This window comes from Microcoleus sp. CAWBG640, from assembly GCF_020883015.1.
GTDB classification, from domain to species: domain Bacteria; phylum Cyanobacteriota; class Cyanobacteriia; order Cyanobacteriales; family Microcoleaceae; genus Microcoleus; species Microcoleus anatoxicus.
Window position 1 is genome coordinate 15,768 of record NZ_JAHRFC010000007.1, and the last position, 14,883, is coordinate 30,650.

Below are 14,883 nucleotides of genomic sequence, written 5' to 3' on the forward strand. Positions count from 1 at the left end.
CCCCTAAATCCCCCTTAAAAAGGGGAGTAGGGGTTAACTTTGAATACTCTTGTCCCCCCCTTCTTAAGGGGGGCTAGGGGGGATCGATCGCGGGCGTGTACTTCATAAACCTGCAATCTGCTGTCTCATCATTCACCAACCAAGGGTTCAGTTAAATCCAGAATCTTCTCAAATTGAAACTTATTCACCCAATTTCTGAGAGTTTGAAGCTCGAAAGCGTGAGATTCAGGAATTTCCTTAAGGAGTTGAGACACTAATTCCGAGTCCGCGTCAAGAGCTGCTTCATGCAATTTTACAATCCATTTTTTTGACATCGCTGCTAATAAATCAGTGAAATTTAACGGTTCTCCCGTCATAGGAGAAGGGGGAGACGGTGGCTGTTGTTCCTGATAAATATAACTGACACCCAAATGTTTAGCCATGATGTCAAAAATGGCTTCTTTGTGGAACGGTTTTCGCACAAAATCATCGCAGCCAGCCGATAAAATAACTGCCTTTTCTTCTTCCCACACGCTAGCTGTCAGGGCAATAACAGCAGTAGCTTGACCTTTAATAGTGCCTTTAATGCGTTTTGTGGCTTCATAACCATCCATAACGGGCATTCTCATGTCCATCCAGATGAGATGCGGTGAGTAGGAATCCCAAATTTCAAGCGCTTCAATACCGTTACTCGCTTCTTCCACTTCAAAACCAAGAGGTTTGAGGAGTTTAATTAACAGTTGCCGATTGTCATCTTTATCGTCCACTACTAGGATGCGATATTGGGGTTGGTTAGGCGCTAGGGCCACGACGCGACGATTGTAGGGTTGGTTTTGACTTGCGCTGGCATCAGCGATACCCACAGGAATGTCAAATCTAAATGTTGTGCCAGTTGTGTCTTCTAAAAATTCCTTGAGAGGCATTCCAGGGGTGAAAACTTTACCGTGACTAATGACTGTTATTTCACCTCCCATCAAGCGGACAAATTGACGGCTAATCGTCAGTCCTAATCCGGTTCCTTGCTGCACTTTTTGACCGGATGCTGTTTGCACGAAGGGTTGGAATAGTTTCTCCAGTTCGTCGGCAGCCATACCAAGTCCCGTATCTTTGACTTGAAAGGTAATGGTTGTTTGTTGTTGGTTGTTGGTTATTTGTGTTTTGGGTTGACTTTTGGCGTTTGCTTGTTTACTTTTTACTTCAACAGACACGCTTCCCGAAGAGGTAAATTTAACGGCATTACTTATCAAGTTAATCAGCACTTGCCGCAATTTGACTTCATCAGCGCAGATATATTTAGGAACATCGGCAGCACATTCAAATCGCAATTGTAAGCTTCGATCGTTTGCTTTCAACGCAAACATATCCTCGATATCAGCTAGGAAGTGATGGATGTGGAAATTATTTTCTGATAGCGTCATGCGTCCAGCTTCTACTTTGGAAAGGTCAAGCACCTGATTAATTAGAGATAATAAATGCTCTCCACTGCGATGAATAATGTTGAGGTTTTCTGTTTGTTCACTTAACAGATTTGTATCCTGATTCATCAGTTGAGAAAAGCCGAGAATGGCGTTCAGGGGAGTTCGCAATTCGTGGCTCATGTTGGCAAGGAAAGTGCTTTTGGCGAGGTTGGCGGCAACGGCTGTTTCTTTTGCTTGTTCGAGTTCTGTTTCTGTTTTTTTGCGATCGCTAATTTCCTGTTCTAAGCGGACATTTTCAATCAGCGTCATCTCGGCCTGTTTGCGATCGCTAATATCTTGAAAAGCTGCGATCGCATATTCTACATTACCCGTATCATCGAAAATCGGCGTACTCGTTGATTCTACAAAAATGCTCCCGTCGCTGTGGTGCAGTTCCAAATCATCCGCCTGCGCGGTTTCACCGCCAAGCGATCGCACTAGGGGTAGCTGTTCGACTGGATATATCTCCCCAGTGCCGGCGCGATAAACGCCATAGGTTTGTGATAGTTGCTGAGTTTCGGCTTTGGGTAAATCTTGAATATTCAGTAACTGCTGTGCAACTTGATTGGTGTAGATGATTTGTCCTTTGGCGTCGTGAACGGAGATGCCCAGGGGAATAGCATTGAGGAATTTATTCAGGCGATTTTGCGTGGATTGTACTTGGGTGTAGAGTCTAGCGTTGGTAAGGGCGATCGCCGCTTGTGTTGATAATAGTTTAATTAGTTCCAGGCGATCGGGTGTAAAAACGCCATCTGCTAAATTATTTTCCAAGTAAACAATCCCAATTAATTGCCCTTGATTCAGCAGAGGGGCGCAAAGAATCGACTTAGGTTGGTATGTTTTGATATAAGCATCTTGGGTAAATCTGCCTTCACGGGCAACATCGCTTTCAATCAGTCCTTCCTGAGTCCTTTCAACATAGTGAATAATCGACAAAGGCAGACAGGTTTCTATAGGAGTCGATTGCAAAACCATCACCTGATTTGAGTTAGCCTCGCCTGACGCTTCGACTCTTAGTTGTCCTTGAGACTCTAAAATTAGATAGCCAGTTTGTGCGCCGCAGCTTTCCAGCAGGATTTTCATCAAAGTCGTGAGGAGTTTATCCAGCTCAATTTCACTGGCGATCGCCCCAGATGCTTTCATCAATGCTGCCAAATCCAGGACTTCACCTGAAATACTACCCGACGAAGTATTAGGTAGGCTGTTGCGCGAATTTATGGACATATTGGCTGTAGTAAAACGCTTTAAAAGTTCTGGATACTGCCGTTTCAAATCTGTCATTTTAGCTGTAGCACCCCAACGTAAATAGCAGTAGTAAGCATTTGTCATATAGGCTTGGGCAACTTGCTCTTTTCCCCAAGCGAAGTAAAACTTGGCAGCCAATTCATTAGCCAAAGCCTCTTCGTTGATGTAGTCATGTTCTTTGGCTAAGGCAATGGCGCGATCGTAATAGTCTATAGCGAGAGTGGTTTCACCCAAAACTCGATATCGTTCTGCCTCCACTAGATAGAATTTATGGAGATGAGTCATCGGAGCAAACTCCGCCCATTTCTTGATCTTTTTCTGGTTGGCTTTCACCTTCTGGAGGATCAGTTTTTGCTCGGACTTGGGTGCGTCAGAATAGATGGCAAGATAAACTAAAGAATTATAGAAATGGTACAGAGGAATAGTACCTACAGCGCTATCGCTATATTTTTCGGCGGATTTAGCATTTTCTATAGCTTGCTGATAGTCTTGAAAAATATAGCAGAGAAAGAACTTAAAAAAATAGAGGGATCGACAAATATTTTGAGCCTTCGCTGACAGATGCAAGGGTAACATTTTCCTTTCGTCATAGCTTTTACCAATTAAAAGACACTTATCTTCAGCCTGTCCCATCAAGTTCAATAAAACCTGTCGATTGAGTTGGTTGTAGTAATATGATGTTTCTTGCTTCAGTTGGCTGAGGGTATTACTGTACATTGCCATCTCGGCCTCGACTGTTGCCAATTCCTTCCCCAATACATAGGAATGGTAGCAGTATACGCAAACTGAATAAGCTGCATATTCTAAGTCTCCAGTTTCTAGGGCTATCGAGTAAGCATTCTGCAAAGGGTTTAAAGTTTCCCTAAGATGTTCTTTCCAATGTTTGACAAAGTAATTAACAATAAATATTGTTCGGGATTTGAGTTCTTTAGTATTAAACTTATCGAGTAACAAGAGAGCAAGTTGCCCAAATTGATAACCAGTCTCAATGTCTCCTACGGTTTCTCCAGCCAGAATGAGTCCGTAAGTAGCATAGGCACAAGAAGACACAGAAGTATTCCCGTATTTGATGGATAAATTTACCTGTTTAAACACCATCATCGGCAGGAGTTCAGGTGTTGCAAAATGGGCGGCAGAAACGACTGTTGAGAGGATACGCATTGCTGCCAGTTTATCAGGATTAGTCATCACTGGTAGGTCGATTAAGTCCTCGATTCGCTTCCCTACTAAACTTAACTTAGTCTTCACCAGTTCAAGGAAAATATTGAATTGTGTTGGTTTTTGGGGAAAGCGAATCCCCAACAGCTTTAATACTGAAAGTGCCGTATCTATTGCTTCCAGAGGTTTGTTTTGTGCTGTATAGGCTTGAATCTTGACTTCATAGACTTTCACTTTGTCCAGCAACGAAGTAGCTTGTTGAAGCACAAGGTTAGCCAATTTTTCCATTTCCTCAACGTGACCACTCAAGATAGCAGCTTCTACTGTTTCCACATAAAGTGCCAGAGTGAGGTCATACTGACGAAGCCAACTATCTGCACTCAAGCAATTTATACCAATTCTTAAGTAATTCCAGGCGGGTTTCCAAGCTGCTGATGCCTTCGCTTTTTTGCCAGCAATCAGATTTAATTGAGCAAGTTTATCTCTTTGTAACTGAACGTCAATTGCTTCAATACCGAAGTTGAGTTGATTGACAATATCAAAAATCTTTTGTTGGAGGTTCTGTGGTGGTGTATTTTGTAACAACAGTTGCCCGATTTTCCAGTGAACCGCTTGCTTGGAGTCTGGGGGAATTAGAGAATAGGCTGCTTGCTGGATGCGATCGTGAGCAAATTTATAAGTAATGTTTAAGTCATTCGCCTCTCGGTTTGTTTTTAGGAATTTGTACTCATCCCCAACGGGTAATATCAATCCCGCTTGAATGGCATCCCATAATTCATTGGCCGTTTCTTTTTGAGAAGTTTCATTGATGGTTGAAAGCGTTGTCAAATCAAATTTGTTGCCAATACAAGCGGCTAACCGTAAAACTTTTTGTGTGGGTTCTGATAAAATTTGAATTTTATCTGCCATGAACTCAACAACGTTATCAGTAATATTCCTCGTTATAATTTGCTCGAAATCCCAATACCAAGCCCCAGCATTCGGATCAAATTTCAGCAATTGCTCTGTATAAAGTGACTTCAGAAACTCTTTGATAAAAAACGGATTTCCTTGTGTTTTTTGCCAAACCAACTCGGCTAATCTTTGCGTAGAGACGCACTCAGTTTTCAGCGTATCCGCAATGAATTCATTAACCTGGTTTAAATTTAAGGGTGAAAGGGAGAGATGATTAATTACTACTCCCTGTTTTTTCATCTCAGATAAAGTCAGCATAGTAGGATGAGTTGCACTGACTTCGTTATCTCGATAAGCTCCGATTACAAACAGATATTGAGTAGTAAAATTGGTCATTATCAACTGGAGCAATTGCAGCGTAGCGCTGTCTGTCCACTGAAGGTCGTCTAGAAATAGGACAAGGGGATGTTCTTTTTCGCAAAAGACATGAATCAAGTTTTGAAAAGCTAAATTAAACCGATTTTGTGCTTCTGTTGGCGGTAATTCGGGGACTGGATTCTGTTTGCCAATAATCAGTTCTACTTCGGGAATAACATCAATAATAATTTGTCCGTTAATTCCTAATGCGCGTTGAATCTTTTCTTGACACTGTTGTAATTGCGCTGGAGTTTCGGTGAGTAGTTGTCGCACCAATTCTTGGAAGGCACCGACTAAAGCTTGATAGGGAATATCGCGTTGCAACTGGTCAAATTTACCTGCAATAAAGTAGCCACGTTTTTGAGTGATGAGCTTATACAATTCCTGGACTAAAGCTGATTTTCCGATGCCAGAAGCTCCAGAAATGAGTATGAATTGAGTTTGTCCTTGTTGAGGATAATTTTGTTTTTGAGTTGTGGTTGGGTTATTTGACTCTACTTCTTGCTCTTCTCTAGCAGCTAGGCGCCGGAATGCAGCCAATAAGGAATCTATCTGTGCTTCTCTCCCGTACAGTTTTTGAGGTAGTTGTAGTTGAGGATAAATATCTCGGTTTCCCAAGGGAAAAGCTTTGACTTCACCAGTGCTATATTGATCCAGACAAGTTTCTAAATCTGCCTTTATTCCCCAAGCACTCTGATATCTATCTTCTGCCATTTTTGCCATTAACTTGATGACAATCTCTGAGAAATTTAAGGGTATTTCTGGATTGATTTCATGAGGCAAAATTGGTTGTTTGGCAATATGGCAATGGACTAACTCAAGGGCATCTGCTGATTCAAAAGGCAATTGATTGGTGAGCAGTTCGTAGAAAGTAACGCCGAGAGAATAGAAATCGGTGCGGTAGTCGAGTAATCGATTCATCCGTCCTGTTTGTTCGGGGGAAATATAAGCTAAGGTTCCTTCTAGAAGATTGGGACTTTTGAGGCTGAGATATTCTTGGGATAGGATGGTAGATAAGCCAAAGTCAATGATTTTTAATTGTCCGGTTTCAGCATTCAAGACAATATTAGATAAATTGATGTCTTTGTGAATTATATTATGTTTATGAATTTCACCTAAATTCTTGGTAATTTGGATGGCGATGTGGAGAATTTCTGATATTGAGAACCTACGGCGTTCCAAAATTTTTTTTAACGACTCTCCGCCAAAATCCTCCAACAAAATCAGTTGGGTATTCTGGTATTTTCTTAACTCGTAGGCTTTAATTGTTCCCTCTAGATTAAGACTGCAAGTGATTTCGTATTCTTGTTGATAGCGGTAGAGTTCGGCTGGTGTGGGGTAATCCTGTTTGAGGAGTTTCAAAATCACTGGTTGCTGATTTTGATTCAGGACGCCTCGGTATACGAGTGAATTAGCACTTTGGTAAATTTGGTCGATAATTGTGATATCTGGCAGTGAAATCATCTTGGGAATTACTTCTGCCTCAAAAGTATAACTAGGTTATTTTAGGTTGATAGTGCGTCTAGGACTTTGAGAATTGCAACTCTCGCACGTTGCGTATAAATACTGTAAAACCCGCTCATTGAGCGGGTTTTATGAATCGGAACGACAGGATTTGAACCTGCGACCCCTACTACCCCAAAGTAGTGCGCTACCAAGCTGCGCTACGTCCCGACAGCTTTAACAGCATATCATCAAATTCAGAAAAAAGTCAAAAAAAATCAAAAAACTTTTAAAATTTTTGCAGCTTGGGTCAAACCAGGTATCGCAGCCGGGGGCCAAAAACCCTCACACCTCCTACCAGCACTGAGGATGAACTGCACGCTGTAAGCTTGGGGATAGCCTTCTACTTGCACCCACACTAAATCGCTTTCGGCTTCGATCGCGATTTTTTCCTCTTCCATCAACTCACTGGCCATTTGAGTCATGGTGGCGGTTAATTGGGCTAGTAGGCTGCAAAAATCGTTCAACTCAGCCTCGGTGAGCTCGATCGCCCAACCATCGCCACCCACTAAACCCTGAAACTCGGTGCTGTTGGGGTTCCATCCCAAACGCCATCCGTCACCTGTCTTAATTACGCGATCGACCATGGAGAAATTTTTGATATCGGATGATTTAACCGCAGAGAACGCAGAGAACACAGAGGAAGAGAAGAGAGGGGCATAATTATGATTCTACCTAATCATTGAAACAAAATTTTAAGGTGCTAGCAACTTAGCGTCTCCTGGCTGGGGCTGAGGTATTGTCGGCGAGTTCGATCGCCCTTCTGGTTTTCCTCCCGCCGGTGTTTTGGGGTCTGATGAGCCCAAATCCCCTGTAAAAACATCAACTAAAGCTTGAACCAAAGCATCGCGCTGACTTCTATTTAAACTTTGAATCGCAGCCCGATCGCCCTCCAAGGGATTCGATCGCAAAACATCGTTTCCGGGATACACACTTTCGACCAAATAATCGGGAGTTACCCCCAAATAATCAGCTAAACTCAATTTCCAATCAAAGCGATAATTGGGTGGCCGTCCTTTGACAAACACATGATATCGAATCAAGCGTGCGACTAAAGTATTATTGGGGTCTACTTTTCCAGTTTCCTTAGAAATGTAATTATTGGCGAGGGGGAAATCAGGCAATTTTTGATAGACAAATTTCCAAGCATCTTGGACTCTCACTTGTTGCGCCTGCGGTTCTTGAGCAACCCGTACTTCAGACACAGATTGATTAGCCCGCAATACCGAAGGTTCCATCGCCGATAGACTTAGTTCGCCCGATTCCAATATCCAACTCAAAAGCGTGAAAATCGCCACACTCAAAGTAATTAACAAAAAACTCAAGGCCAGCTTTAATTTCTTCACGGTTTTGATGATTTGTTCAAATATAAAATAATTTCAGCAAGTTTTGAGTGTAATACCAATTTAATGTGAAGTTGCACATATTTCGATCCCCCTAAATCCCCACCCCCCCCTAGCCCCCCCCAAGGGGGGAAGGGGGACTTTGATCAGAATCTTGTCCCCCCCTTATTAAGGGGGGCTAGGGGGGATCGGATTCTATGCAGCCTCATAAAAAATTGGTGTGAGTCAAAATAATTGCTCGCACCTCAAAACTCTCCAAATAGCTAGATGTCTCCGATAATTTCCGGCTGTGTCAATTCGTCAGACATTTCAAATATAGCCCGCATCACTGGTTTCATTTGATGGTCGTCATTGTTGTCAAAATCTTCATAGCGACGACGTTTGGCGCGGTTCGCTACCTGTACCGTAATCCGATAGCGGTTGGATGCAGCACTGATCAACTCTTCTGCCCTACGGGTTAGCTGAGTTGAATCAAAGGGTGGACGCTTAGCCATGAGACTACCTACTTATCTGATGTTAGATTCTAGTTTACCAACAAATTCGGGTAAATCCACGGTCTAATACCAATTTTTTATGAAGCTGCATAGAATTCGATCCCCCCTAACCCCCCTTCAGAAGGGGGGGACAAGAGTCCAATCAAAGTCCCCCTTCTTAAGGGGGATTTAGGGGGATCGGAATATGTGTAACTTCACATTAAATTGGTCTAAGTGCGATCGGGTTGAAGGCGATCGAGTCGCATTGAAATATAGTGTCAATATGTTAATTATTCATTGAGTACCTTTTTGTTATGCAGGTAGCCACAGCCCATTCATTTAGTCACTTGCGTCCGATAACTTCTCATCCCCTAAAATTAGTGGCGTTTGGGGACAGTTTAATCTATGGTTTTGGCGATAGTGTGGGCGGGGGCTGGGTGGAACGACTGCGGCGCCAATGGATGTTGTCGGAGAGTCCTGGACACGTTCTGTATAATTTGGGGGTTAGGGGCGATCGCGCTTATCAAGTCTCTCAGCGGCTAGAGAATGAGTTTCGTCACCGTGGTGAGCTCAGAAATCGTGTCCCGGATGCGATGATTATTTCGGTAGGGCTGAATGATTCGGCGAGAGTACAATCTGCGATCGGGCGTAACTATACTGATTTTGAACATTTTAAAACAGTTTTGGATAACTTGTTAAATTTGTCACAACAACTTTGTCCAGTGATTTTTGTCGGGATGGTGCCGGTGGATGAAAGTAAAATGCCTTTTCAGGATTGTTTGTACTATAGTCATGCTGACCAGTATCGATATAAAGAAGCAACCAGAGTGGCTTGTTTGGAGCGGGGAATCCCCTATTTAGATATTTTTGACAAATGGTGCGATCGGGGTACTGATTGGTGGCGATCGCGCTTAATTGCAGATGGGCTTCATCCCAATGTGGCGGGGTATCAATCTTTGTTTGAAGATGTCACAAGTTGGGAACCCTTAACAGCGATCGGTCTTTAGTCCGCATTAGATATTAGATATTAGATTTGAGATTAAAAAATTAGGAATGATATCAAATCCGTTGGCATCCGAATTATTCATCTCTCTTCTCTGACTCTGCGGACTCTGTGGCCTCTGCGGTTTAATCATTCCGAAAAAAAACTATGCGATATCACAATCAACAATCAACAATATTTTAGCAGTGAGTTATGAAGATTCTGTTAGTAGAAGACGACGATCGCATTGCCCAAGCATTAGCAGAAGCCCTCACCGATCAACATTATGCCGTAGACATAGCCGCCGACGGTCAAGAAGGTTGGAACTTTGCAGAAACTTTTACCTATGACTTAATTCTGCTAGATGTGATGCTGCCAAAAATAGATGGAATCACCCTTTGTCAGCGCTTGCGCCGACAAGGTTTAAAAACCCCCGTTCTCATGCTAACAGCCAGAGACACCAGCAATGATAAAGTAATAGGACTAGATGCCGGAGCTGATGATTATGTCGTTAAACCCTTCGATTTACCAGAATTAGCAGCAAGAATTCGAGCCTTACTGCGGCGGGGAAGTACAACTTTGCCACCAGTATTAGAGTGGGAAAATCTGCGTTTAAACCCGAATACCTGCGAAGTTACTTATCGCGATAATTTGCTGCACTTTACACCAAAGGAGTACAGTTTGCTAGAATTATTCCTACGAACAGGAGGGCGCGTTTTAACACGGAGTGCTATCCTAGACCATATATGGGCTTTTGAAGACTCGCCAGGAGAAGAAACCGTAAAAGTTCATCTCCGGGGTTTGCGACAAAAACTGAAAGCAGCAGGCGCACCAGCTAATTTTATTGAGACTATTTATGGCATGGGTTATCGGCTCAACCAAAACCTCTAATCCCCAATTTCAAGCTTTGGGATGGCGTTTATTGCTATCTTACTTAACAGTTATGGTAGCTATTTTAGGAACTTCTGCTATTGCTGTTTATGAATTATTTACCAGCAGTCTGTATCAAGAATTAGACCAGCGATTGGAGGTTTTGGCTCAAGCAGCTTCTCACAGTTTAGTTGCGATCGAAAAGCAGCACCTTTCAGAACATCCAGAAAAAAAAGGCGATCTATCTCATCAACAAAGTGAACAGCGCAATGATGACTTTCAGATTGAACTCGATCGCGAAAAAGTAACGCGCCAGTTAGACAAAGACGGAGACTTAGACATTCCCTGGCAAAATCTGCGGGAACCAGATCAATCTGTAGAATGGTTTAATGAAGCAGGTAAAATGTTAGGAAATTCCGGCAAGAGTTTACCACCTGTAATAATAAAATCGGGTTTCCAAACCATACAAAACGGGCAAATTCGGTCGGCGACAATTCCAGTTTATATTTCTTATAATGATAAGAAACAAGAATTAAAAGGTTATATTCGCACCAGCGAATCTACTAAAGAAGTCGAAGAAGTTCTCAGCAGACTCCGCTGGAATTTGGGTTATGGGAGTATTATTTTTCTGAGCTTGACTGCGGTTGGTGGTTTGTGGCTGACTAAGCAATCTCTCAAGCCAATTGAGGATAGTTTTCAGCAGTTAAAACAATTCACTGCTGATGCTTCTCACGAGTTGAGAAGTCCGCTGACGGCGATTAAAACTTCAGTGGAAGTGATGCAGAGTCATCCTGAGAGAATTCATGCAGCGGATGTTAAGAAAATGGTGGCGATCGCCTCTGCTACTAAACAGATGACTCAGTTAGTTGAAGACTTACTTTTATTAACTAGAATGGATGCACCAGCAGCCATGATCGCCCGCGAGTGGATAGCGGTTCCGTTAGACGAACTATTAGAGGATTTGCTAGATTTGTGGGAACTGCAAGCTCAAGAAAAGCAAGTTATTCTCAAGTCAAATTTAGCCATTGATACGTCTGTAATGGGAGATGCTGCACAGCTAACTCGTTTGTTTTCTAACTTGATTGGAAACGCAATTCATTACACACCAGCGGGCGGAATTGTGACTGTTTCTCTGAGCAGACAGAACCGATCGACAATTGTGAGTGTAGAGGATACTGGTATCGGCATTGCTCCAGAAGATGTCAAGTTAGTTTTCGACAGATTTTGGAGAGCAGATCGAGCCAGAAATCGCCGCGCAGGGGGTTTGGGGATGGGATTGGCGATCGCCCAAGCAATTGTCCAAAGCCACCGAGGAGAAATTAGCGTTACCAGTCAGCTAGGAGTAGGTAGCTGTTTTCAAGTAAAATTCTCCTCAGTAGCTTAAGAGTTGATATTAATAGAAAACCTTAACTCTTCTCCAGATTCTCCTTTTTCACCGCTTTCTCCTTTTTCTCCCTCTTCTCCTTTTTCTCCACCTTCCCCGCCCTTGGAAGCTGTCATTGTGACATTACTATCTGTCAAGGAAAGTTCAGAAGTGAAACTACTTTTTTTCCGGGGTTTTGGTCTTTTTCCTTCGCCGCTTTCTCCTTGTTCGCCCCCACTGCTACTCATTAAGACGATGGGTTTAACTGGCTTGCTGTTGCTCATCGATGAATTAGCAGCATTACTTAAAAGAGAAATAGGGGAAAATTGATTAACACTGCTGTCATTCTGGGATGCGATCGCACTAGCAGCTACAGAGGTTAAAACGCAAGCTCCAATGCCGAGCCAAATCTTAGTTTTACTTTGCATCTTTAAAAAAGCCTTATTCTGGGTGATTACTGCTACTATCCCAGAAAAAAGTAAAGAACTCGGAAAGAACCAAAAACATCGAAAAATTGTTTGCACAGACATTACCTTATTGCTACAATGCGAGTCCATTAGCAACCTGTAGGAGTGTCCCCAATGATTATCTGTATGGCAAATATTCTGACTTCAGAGGAATTAGGATTAATTGTCGATCGCCTAAAAAATGCTGAATTTGTCGATGGGAAATTAACAGCAGGTTGGTACGCCCAACAAGTAAAAAATAATGCTCAACTAAAAAATGATGCGGCTCCAACTCAGGAACTCAGAAATTTAGTCAATCAAGCACTAAAACGCAATTCTTTATTCCAAATAGCGGCGCGCCCTAAAGCAATTCGTCCCATTATGTTTAGTCGCTATCAGGGAGGAATGTACTACGGGACACATATTGATAATGCGATTATGGGAGACGAAGAACTAATGCGATCGGATTTGTCTCTCACTCTATTTCTCAGCGATCCTGCCACTTATACGGGCGGGGAATTAGTGATTGAAAGTACCCAAGGCGAACAAGCTTTTAAACTTGATGCTGGTTCAATGGTTGTTTATCCTACTACAACTTTACATCGTGTGGAACCTGTCACTGAAGGTGAAAGACTAGCGGCGGTGACTTGGGTGCAGAGTTTAGTTCGGGATGCTCACAAACGAGAAATTCTCTTTGATTTGGATACGGTTCGCGATACCCTTTTTCAGAAGTCTGGAAAGACAGCGGAGTTTGACTTGCTATCCAAAAGCATTGCTAATTTGCTGCGAAAATGGGCTGATGTTTAGGTTGAGCAGGACTTACGCAAGAGACTAAGGGATTGGGGCAACCACGGGGATTGCCCCTAGATTAACACGAGATATAGATGTCGTGCATCCAGGACTATTGAGGAGGTTTTGGAGGCGGATGAAAGAAATTTTAGGTCTTTCCGAGTTCTTTACTTTGTTTTGTCACATTAGTAATTGTAAATGAGTTAAGCAACCAGGATCTAACAAATGAGCAACCAAACTAAAATTTGGACAGGCGTGGGACAGTCTTATGTGACACAAGACAATTCTATCGATGTCGATCCAGTATCATCGGAGAGATACCAACTCTCAATTGGTGAAAGTGGTGAAAGTGGTGAAAGTGGTGATGACAGCCGTTACGAAAATGGCAACGGCTATTCTGAGTACCAAAATGGCAACGGCTATTCTGAGTACCAAAATGGCAACGGCTATTCTGAGTACCGAAATGGCAACGGCTATTCTGAGTACCAAAATGGTAACAGCAATTCTGGGTACATAAGTAGTAGCAGCAATGATGGATACCAAAGTGGTTATCAAAACGGCACTTCAGCGAGTGTTAGTAATTATGGATACGAAAGCGGCGGCTATTTCTACGAGAATGAAATTAAAGGTACAGATAGTGATGACAACTTGACAGGAATTCTTGGCAATAATATTTTCAAAGGAGGCAAGGGCAATGATATTCTGACTGGCAGCAATGGCAATGATAAACTAGAAGGCGGCAAGGGTTTTGACACACTTAGCGGCGGTGCAGGAAATGATATCCTTGATGGAGGGAAGGGCAATGATATTCTGACCGGCGGCATGGGTTCGGATTTATTTGAGCTGGAAGGGCGAGGGGCTGCAAATACTCTCGCTCTCGCTGATATCATCACGGACTTTCAAAAAGGCGCAGACATACTGAAGCTCAAAGATGGCTTAGGATTTGCTAACATTAATATCACTCAAGGAACTGGAATTTATGCTAGCGATACTCTGTTAAGGATAGCAGGCACTGGTCAATATTTGGCAGTGTTGAAAGGAGTTAATGCTGGAAATCTTAACGCGACTGATTTTACTTTTTCATAATGCTAGGATTTGCGCCGAAGCCGGGTTTTTCACAACAGGACTTACCCACTTCGACCAAAGAAACCGGGTTTTTTACCGAATCTGCGGGTAACAACGAAATATTTTCGCAAAAAAACCCGGTTTCTGCCTACCCGTGCGTCCAAAACTATACAAAAGCGAAATATTTTCGCAAAAAAACCCGGTTTCTGCCTACCCGTGCGTCCAAGAATATCTGATTTGTCAACAACAAAATATCTAAAAAATAGGAGAATAAATAGATGGCAAGCGCTAACTTTCGCAAACTTCACCGCCAAGTTGCACCGATTATTTTCATCCCTTTACTATTGAGTGCATTAACTGGTGTTGCCTATCGGCTGGGAGAAGATTGGTTTGGCATAGAAGGTGATGCTGCCAAGATTTTTATGGATATTCACCAAGGAAGCTATCTCGGAAAGGAACTCAGACCATTTTATGTGCTTTTGCTGGCTTTGGGAGTGATTGGGCTGATAGTTACTGGTTTGACGATGACCAAATTTTTGGGTGGCGCACGCCCTGAAAGACCAGGTGCTAAACTTGATTTTCGTAAGGTTCACCGTATTGCTACACCGATTATTGTCTTGCCTTTAGCAGTCAGTACAGTCACAGGTGTAATCTACCGAGTTGGCAGAAGTTGGTTTAAGATGCCGAAAGAGGTAGGAGAAGTTTTTCTGAATATCCACCAAGGAGAATATTTGGGAAATTTTTTGATGCCAATCTATGTGTTTTTGGTAGGTTTGGGTGTGATTTTGCTGCTGGTAACAGGAATCAATATGACTGGTATTTTTCGGAAACGCCGCCAGCAAACAACAGAGGAAGATAGCTAATAGATTTTTTTTTCGGGGAATGACTGATGAATATCG

Annotated in this window: 11 protein-coding genes and 1 tRNA gene; 6 read left to right on the plus strand and 6 right to left on the minus strand. The window is 42.7% G+C overall.

The window, feature by feature from the left end:
• Window positions 1-128: 128 nt before the first annotated feature.
• The 5 genes from AAFP11_RS05595 to AAFP11_RS05615 all read right to left on the minus strand — a co-directional run bounded on the left by AAFP11_RS05595 (window position 129) and on the right by AAFP11_RS05615 (window position 8,490).
• Window positions 129-6,614, minus strand: a complete 6,486-nt coding sequence (locus AAFP11_RS05595) for an AAA family ATPase (RefSeq protein WP_341736131.1) — start codon at window positions 6,612-6,614, stop codon at window positions 129-131.
• A 136-nt stretch (window positions 6,615-6,750) separates the two neighbouring features.
• A tRNA-Pro gene (locus tag AAFP11_RS05600) sits at window positions 6,751-6,824 on the minus strand.
• Window positions 6,825-6,871: 47 nt separating this feature from the next.
• Window positions 6,872-7,240, minus strand: a complete 369-nt coding sequence (locus AAFP11_RS05605; RefSeq protein WP_341736132.1) for a DUF1818 family protein — start codon at window positions 7,238-7,240, stop codon at window positions 6,872-6,874.
• Window positions 7,241-7,348: 108 nt separating this feature from the next.
• On the minus strand, window positions 7,349-7,999 hold the full coding sequence (locus AAFP11_RS05610; RefSeq protein WP_341736133.1) for a hypothetical protein: 651 nt from the start codon (window positions 7,997-7,999) through the stop codon (window positions 7,349-7,351).
• 260 nt (window positions 8,000-8,259) lie between these two features.
• The gene (locus tag AAFP11_RS05615; RefSeq protein WP_340521819.1) at window positions 8,260-8,490 is read right to left on the minus strand and encodes a DNA-directed RNA polymerase subunit omega; all 231 of its coding nucleotides are present in this window, start codon (window positions 8,488-8,490) and stop codon (window positions 8,260-8,262) included.
• A 293-nt stretch (window positions 8,491-8,783) separates the two neighbouring features.
• Here AAFP11_RS05615 and AAFP11_RS05620 point away from each other — a divergent pair, with 293 nt between their 5' ends.
• The 3 genes from AAFP11_RS05620 to AAFP11_RS05630 all read left to right on the plus strand — a co-directional run bounded on the left by AAFP11_RS05620 (window position 8,784) and on the right by AAFP11_RS05630 (window position 11,705).
• Window positions 8,784-9,476, plus strand: coding sequence for a GDSL-type esterase/lipase family protein (locus tag AAFP11_RS05620; protein WP_341736134.1), 693 nt, complete (start codon window positions 8,784-8,786; stop codon window positions 9,474-9,476).
• A 188-nt stretch (window positions 9,477-9,664) separates the two neighbouring features.
• Entirely contained in the window at window positions 9,665-10,342 is a 678-nt protein-coding gene (locus AAFP11_RS05625; RefSeq protein ID WP_293251332.1) for a response regulator transcription factor, read from the plus strand.
• Window positions 10,308-11,705, plus strand: a complete 1,398-nt coding sequence (locus AAFP11_RS05630; protein ID WP_341736135.1) for a HAMP domain-containing sensor histidine kinase — start codon at window positions 10,308-10,310, stop codon at window positions 11,703-11,705. The genes AAFP11_RS05625 and AAFP11_RS05630 overlap by 35 nt, the downstream gene beginning before the upstream one ends.
• On the opposite strand, the gene AAFP11_RS05635 is transcribed toward AAFP11_RS05630, so the two are convergent.
• Entirely contained in the window at window positions 11,702-12,112 is a 411-nt protein-coding gene (locus AAFP11_RS05635; RefSeq protein ID WP_341736136.1) for a hypothetical protein, read from the minus strand. The genes AAFP11_RS05630 and AAFP11_RS05635 overlap by 4 nt on opposite strands.
• Before the next feature lie 153 nt (window positions 12,113-12,265).
• Here AAFP11_RS05635 and AAFP11_RS05640 point away from each other — a divergent pair, with 153 nt between their 5' ends.
• The 3 genes from AAFP11_RS05640 to AAFP11_RS05650 all read left to right on the plus strand — a co-directional run bounded on the left by AAFP11_RS05640 (window position 12,266) and on the right by AAFP11_RS05650 (window position 14,847).
• Entirely contained in the window at window positions 12,266-12,937 is a 672-nt protein-coding gene (locus AAFP11_RS05640; protein ID WP_341736137.1) for a Fe2+-dependent dioxygenase, read from the plus strand.
• Between the two features lie 207 nt (window positions 12,938-13,144).
• Entirely contained in the window at window positions 13,145-14,005 is an 861-nt protein-coding gene (locus AAFP11_RS05645; protein ID WP_341736138.1) for a hypothetical protein, read from the plus strand.
• A 257-nt stretch (window positions 14,006-14,262) separates the two neighbouring features.
• The gene (locus AAFP11_RS05650; protein ID WP_341736139.1) at window positions 14,263-14,847 is read left to right on the plus strand and encodes a PepSY domain-containing protein; all 585 of its coding nucleotides are present in this window, start codon (window positions 14,263-14,265) and stop codon (window positions 14,845-14,847) included.
• Window positions 14,848-14,883: the final 36 nt, after the last annotated feature.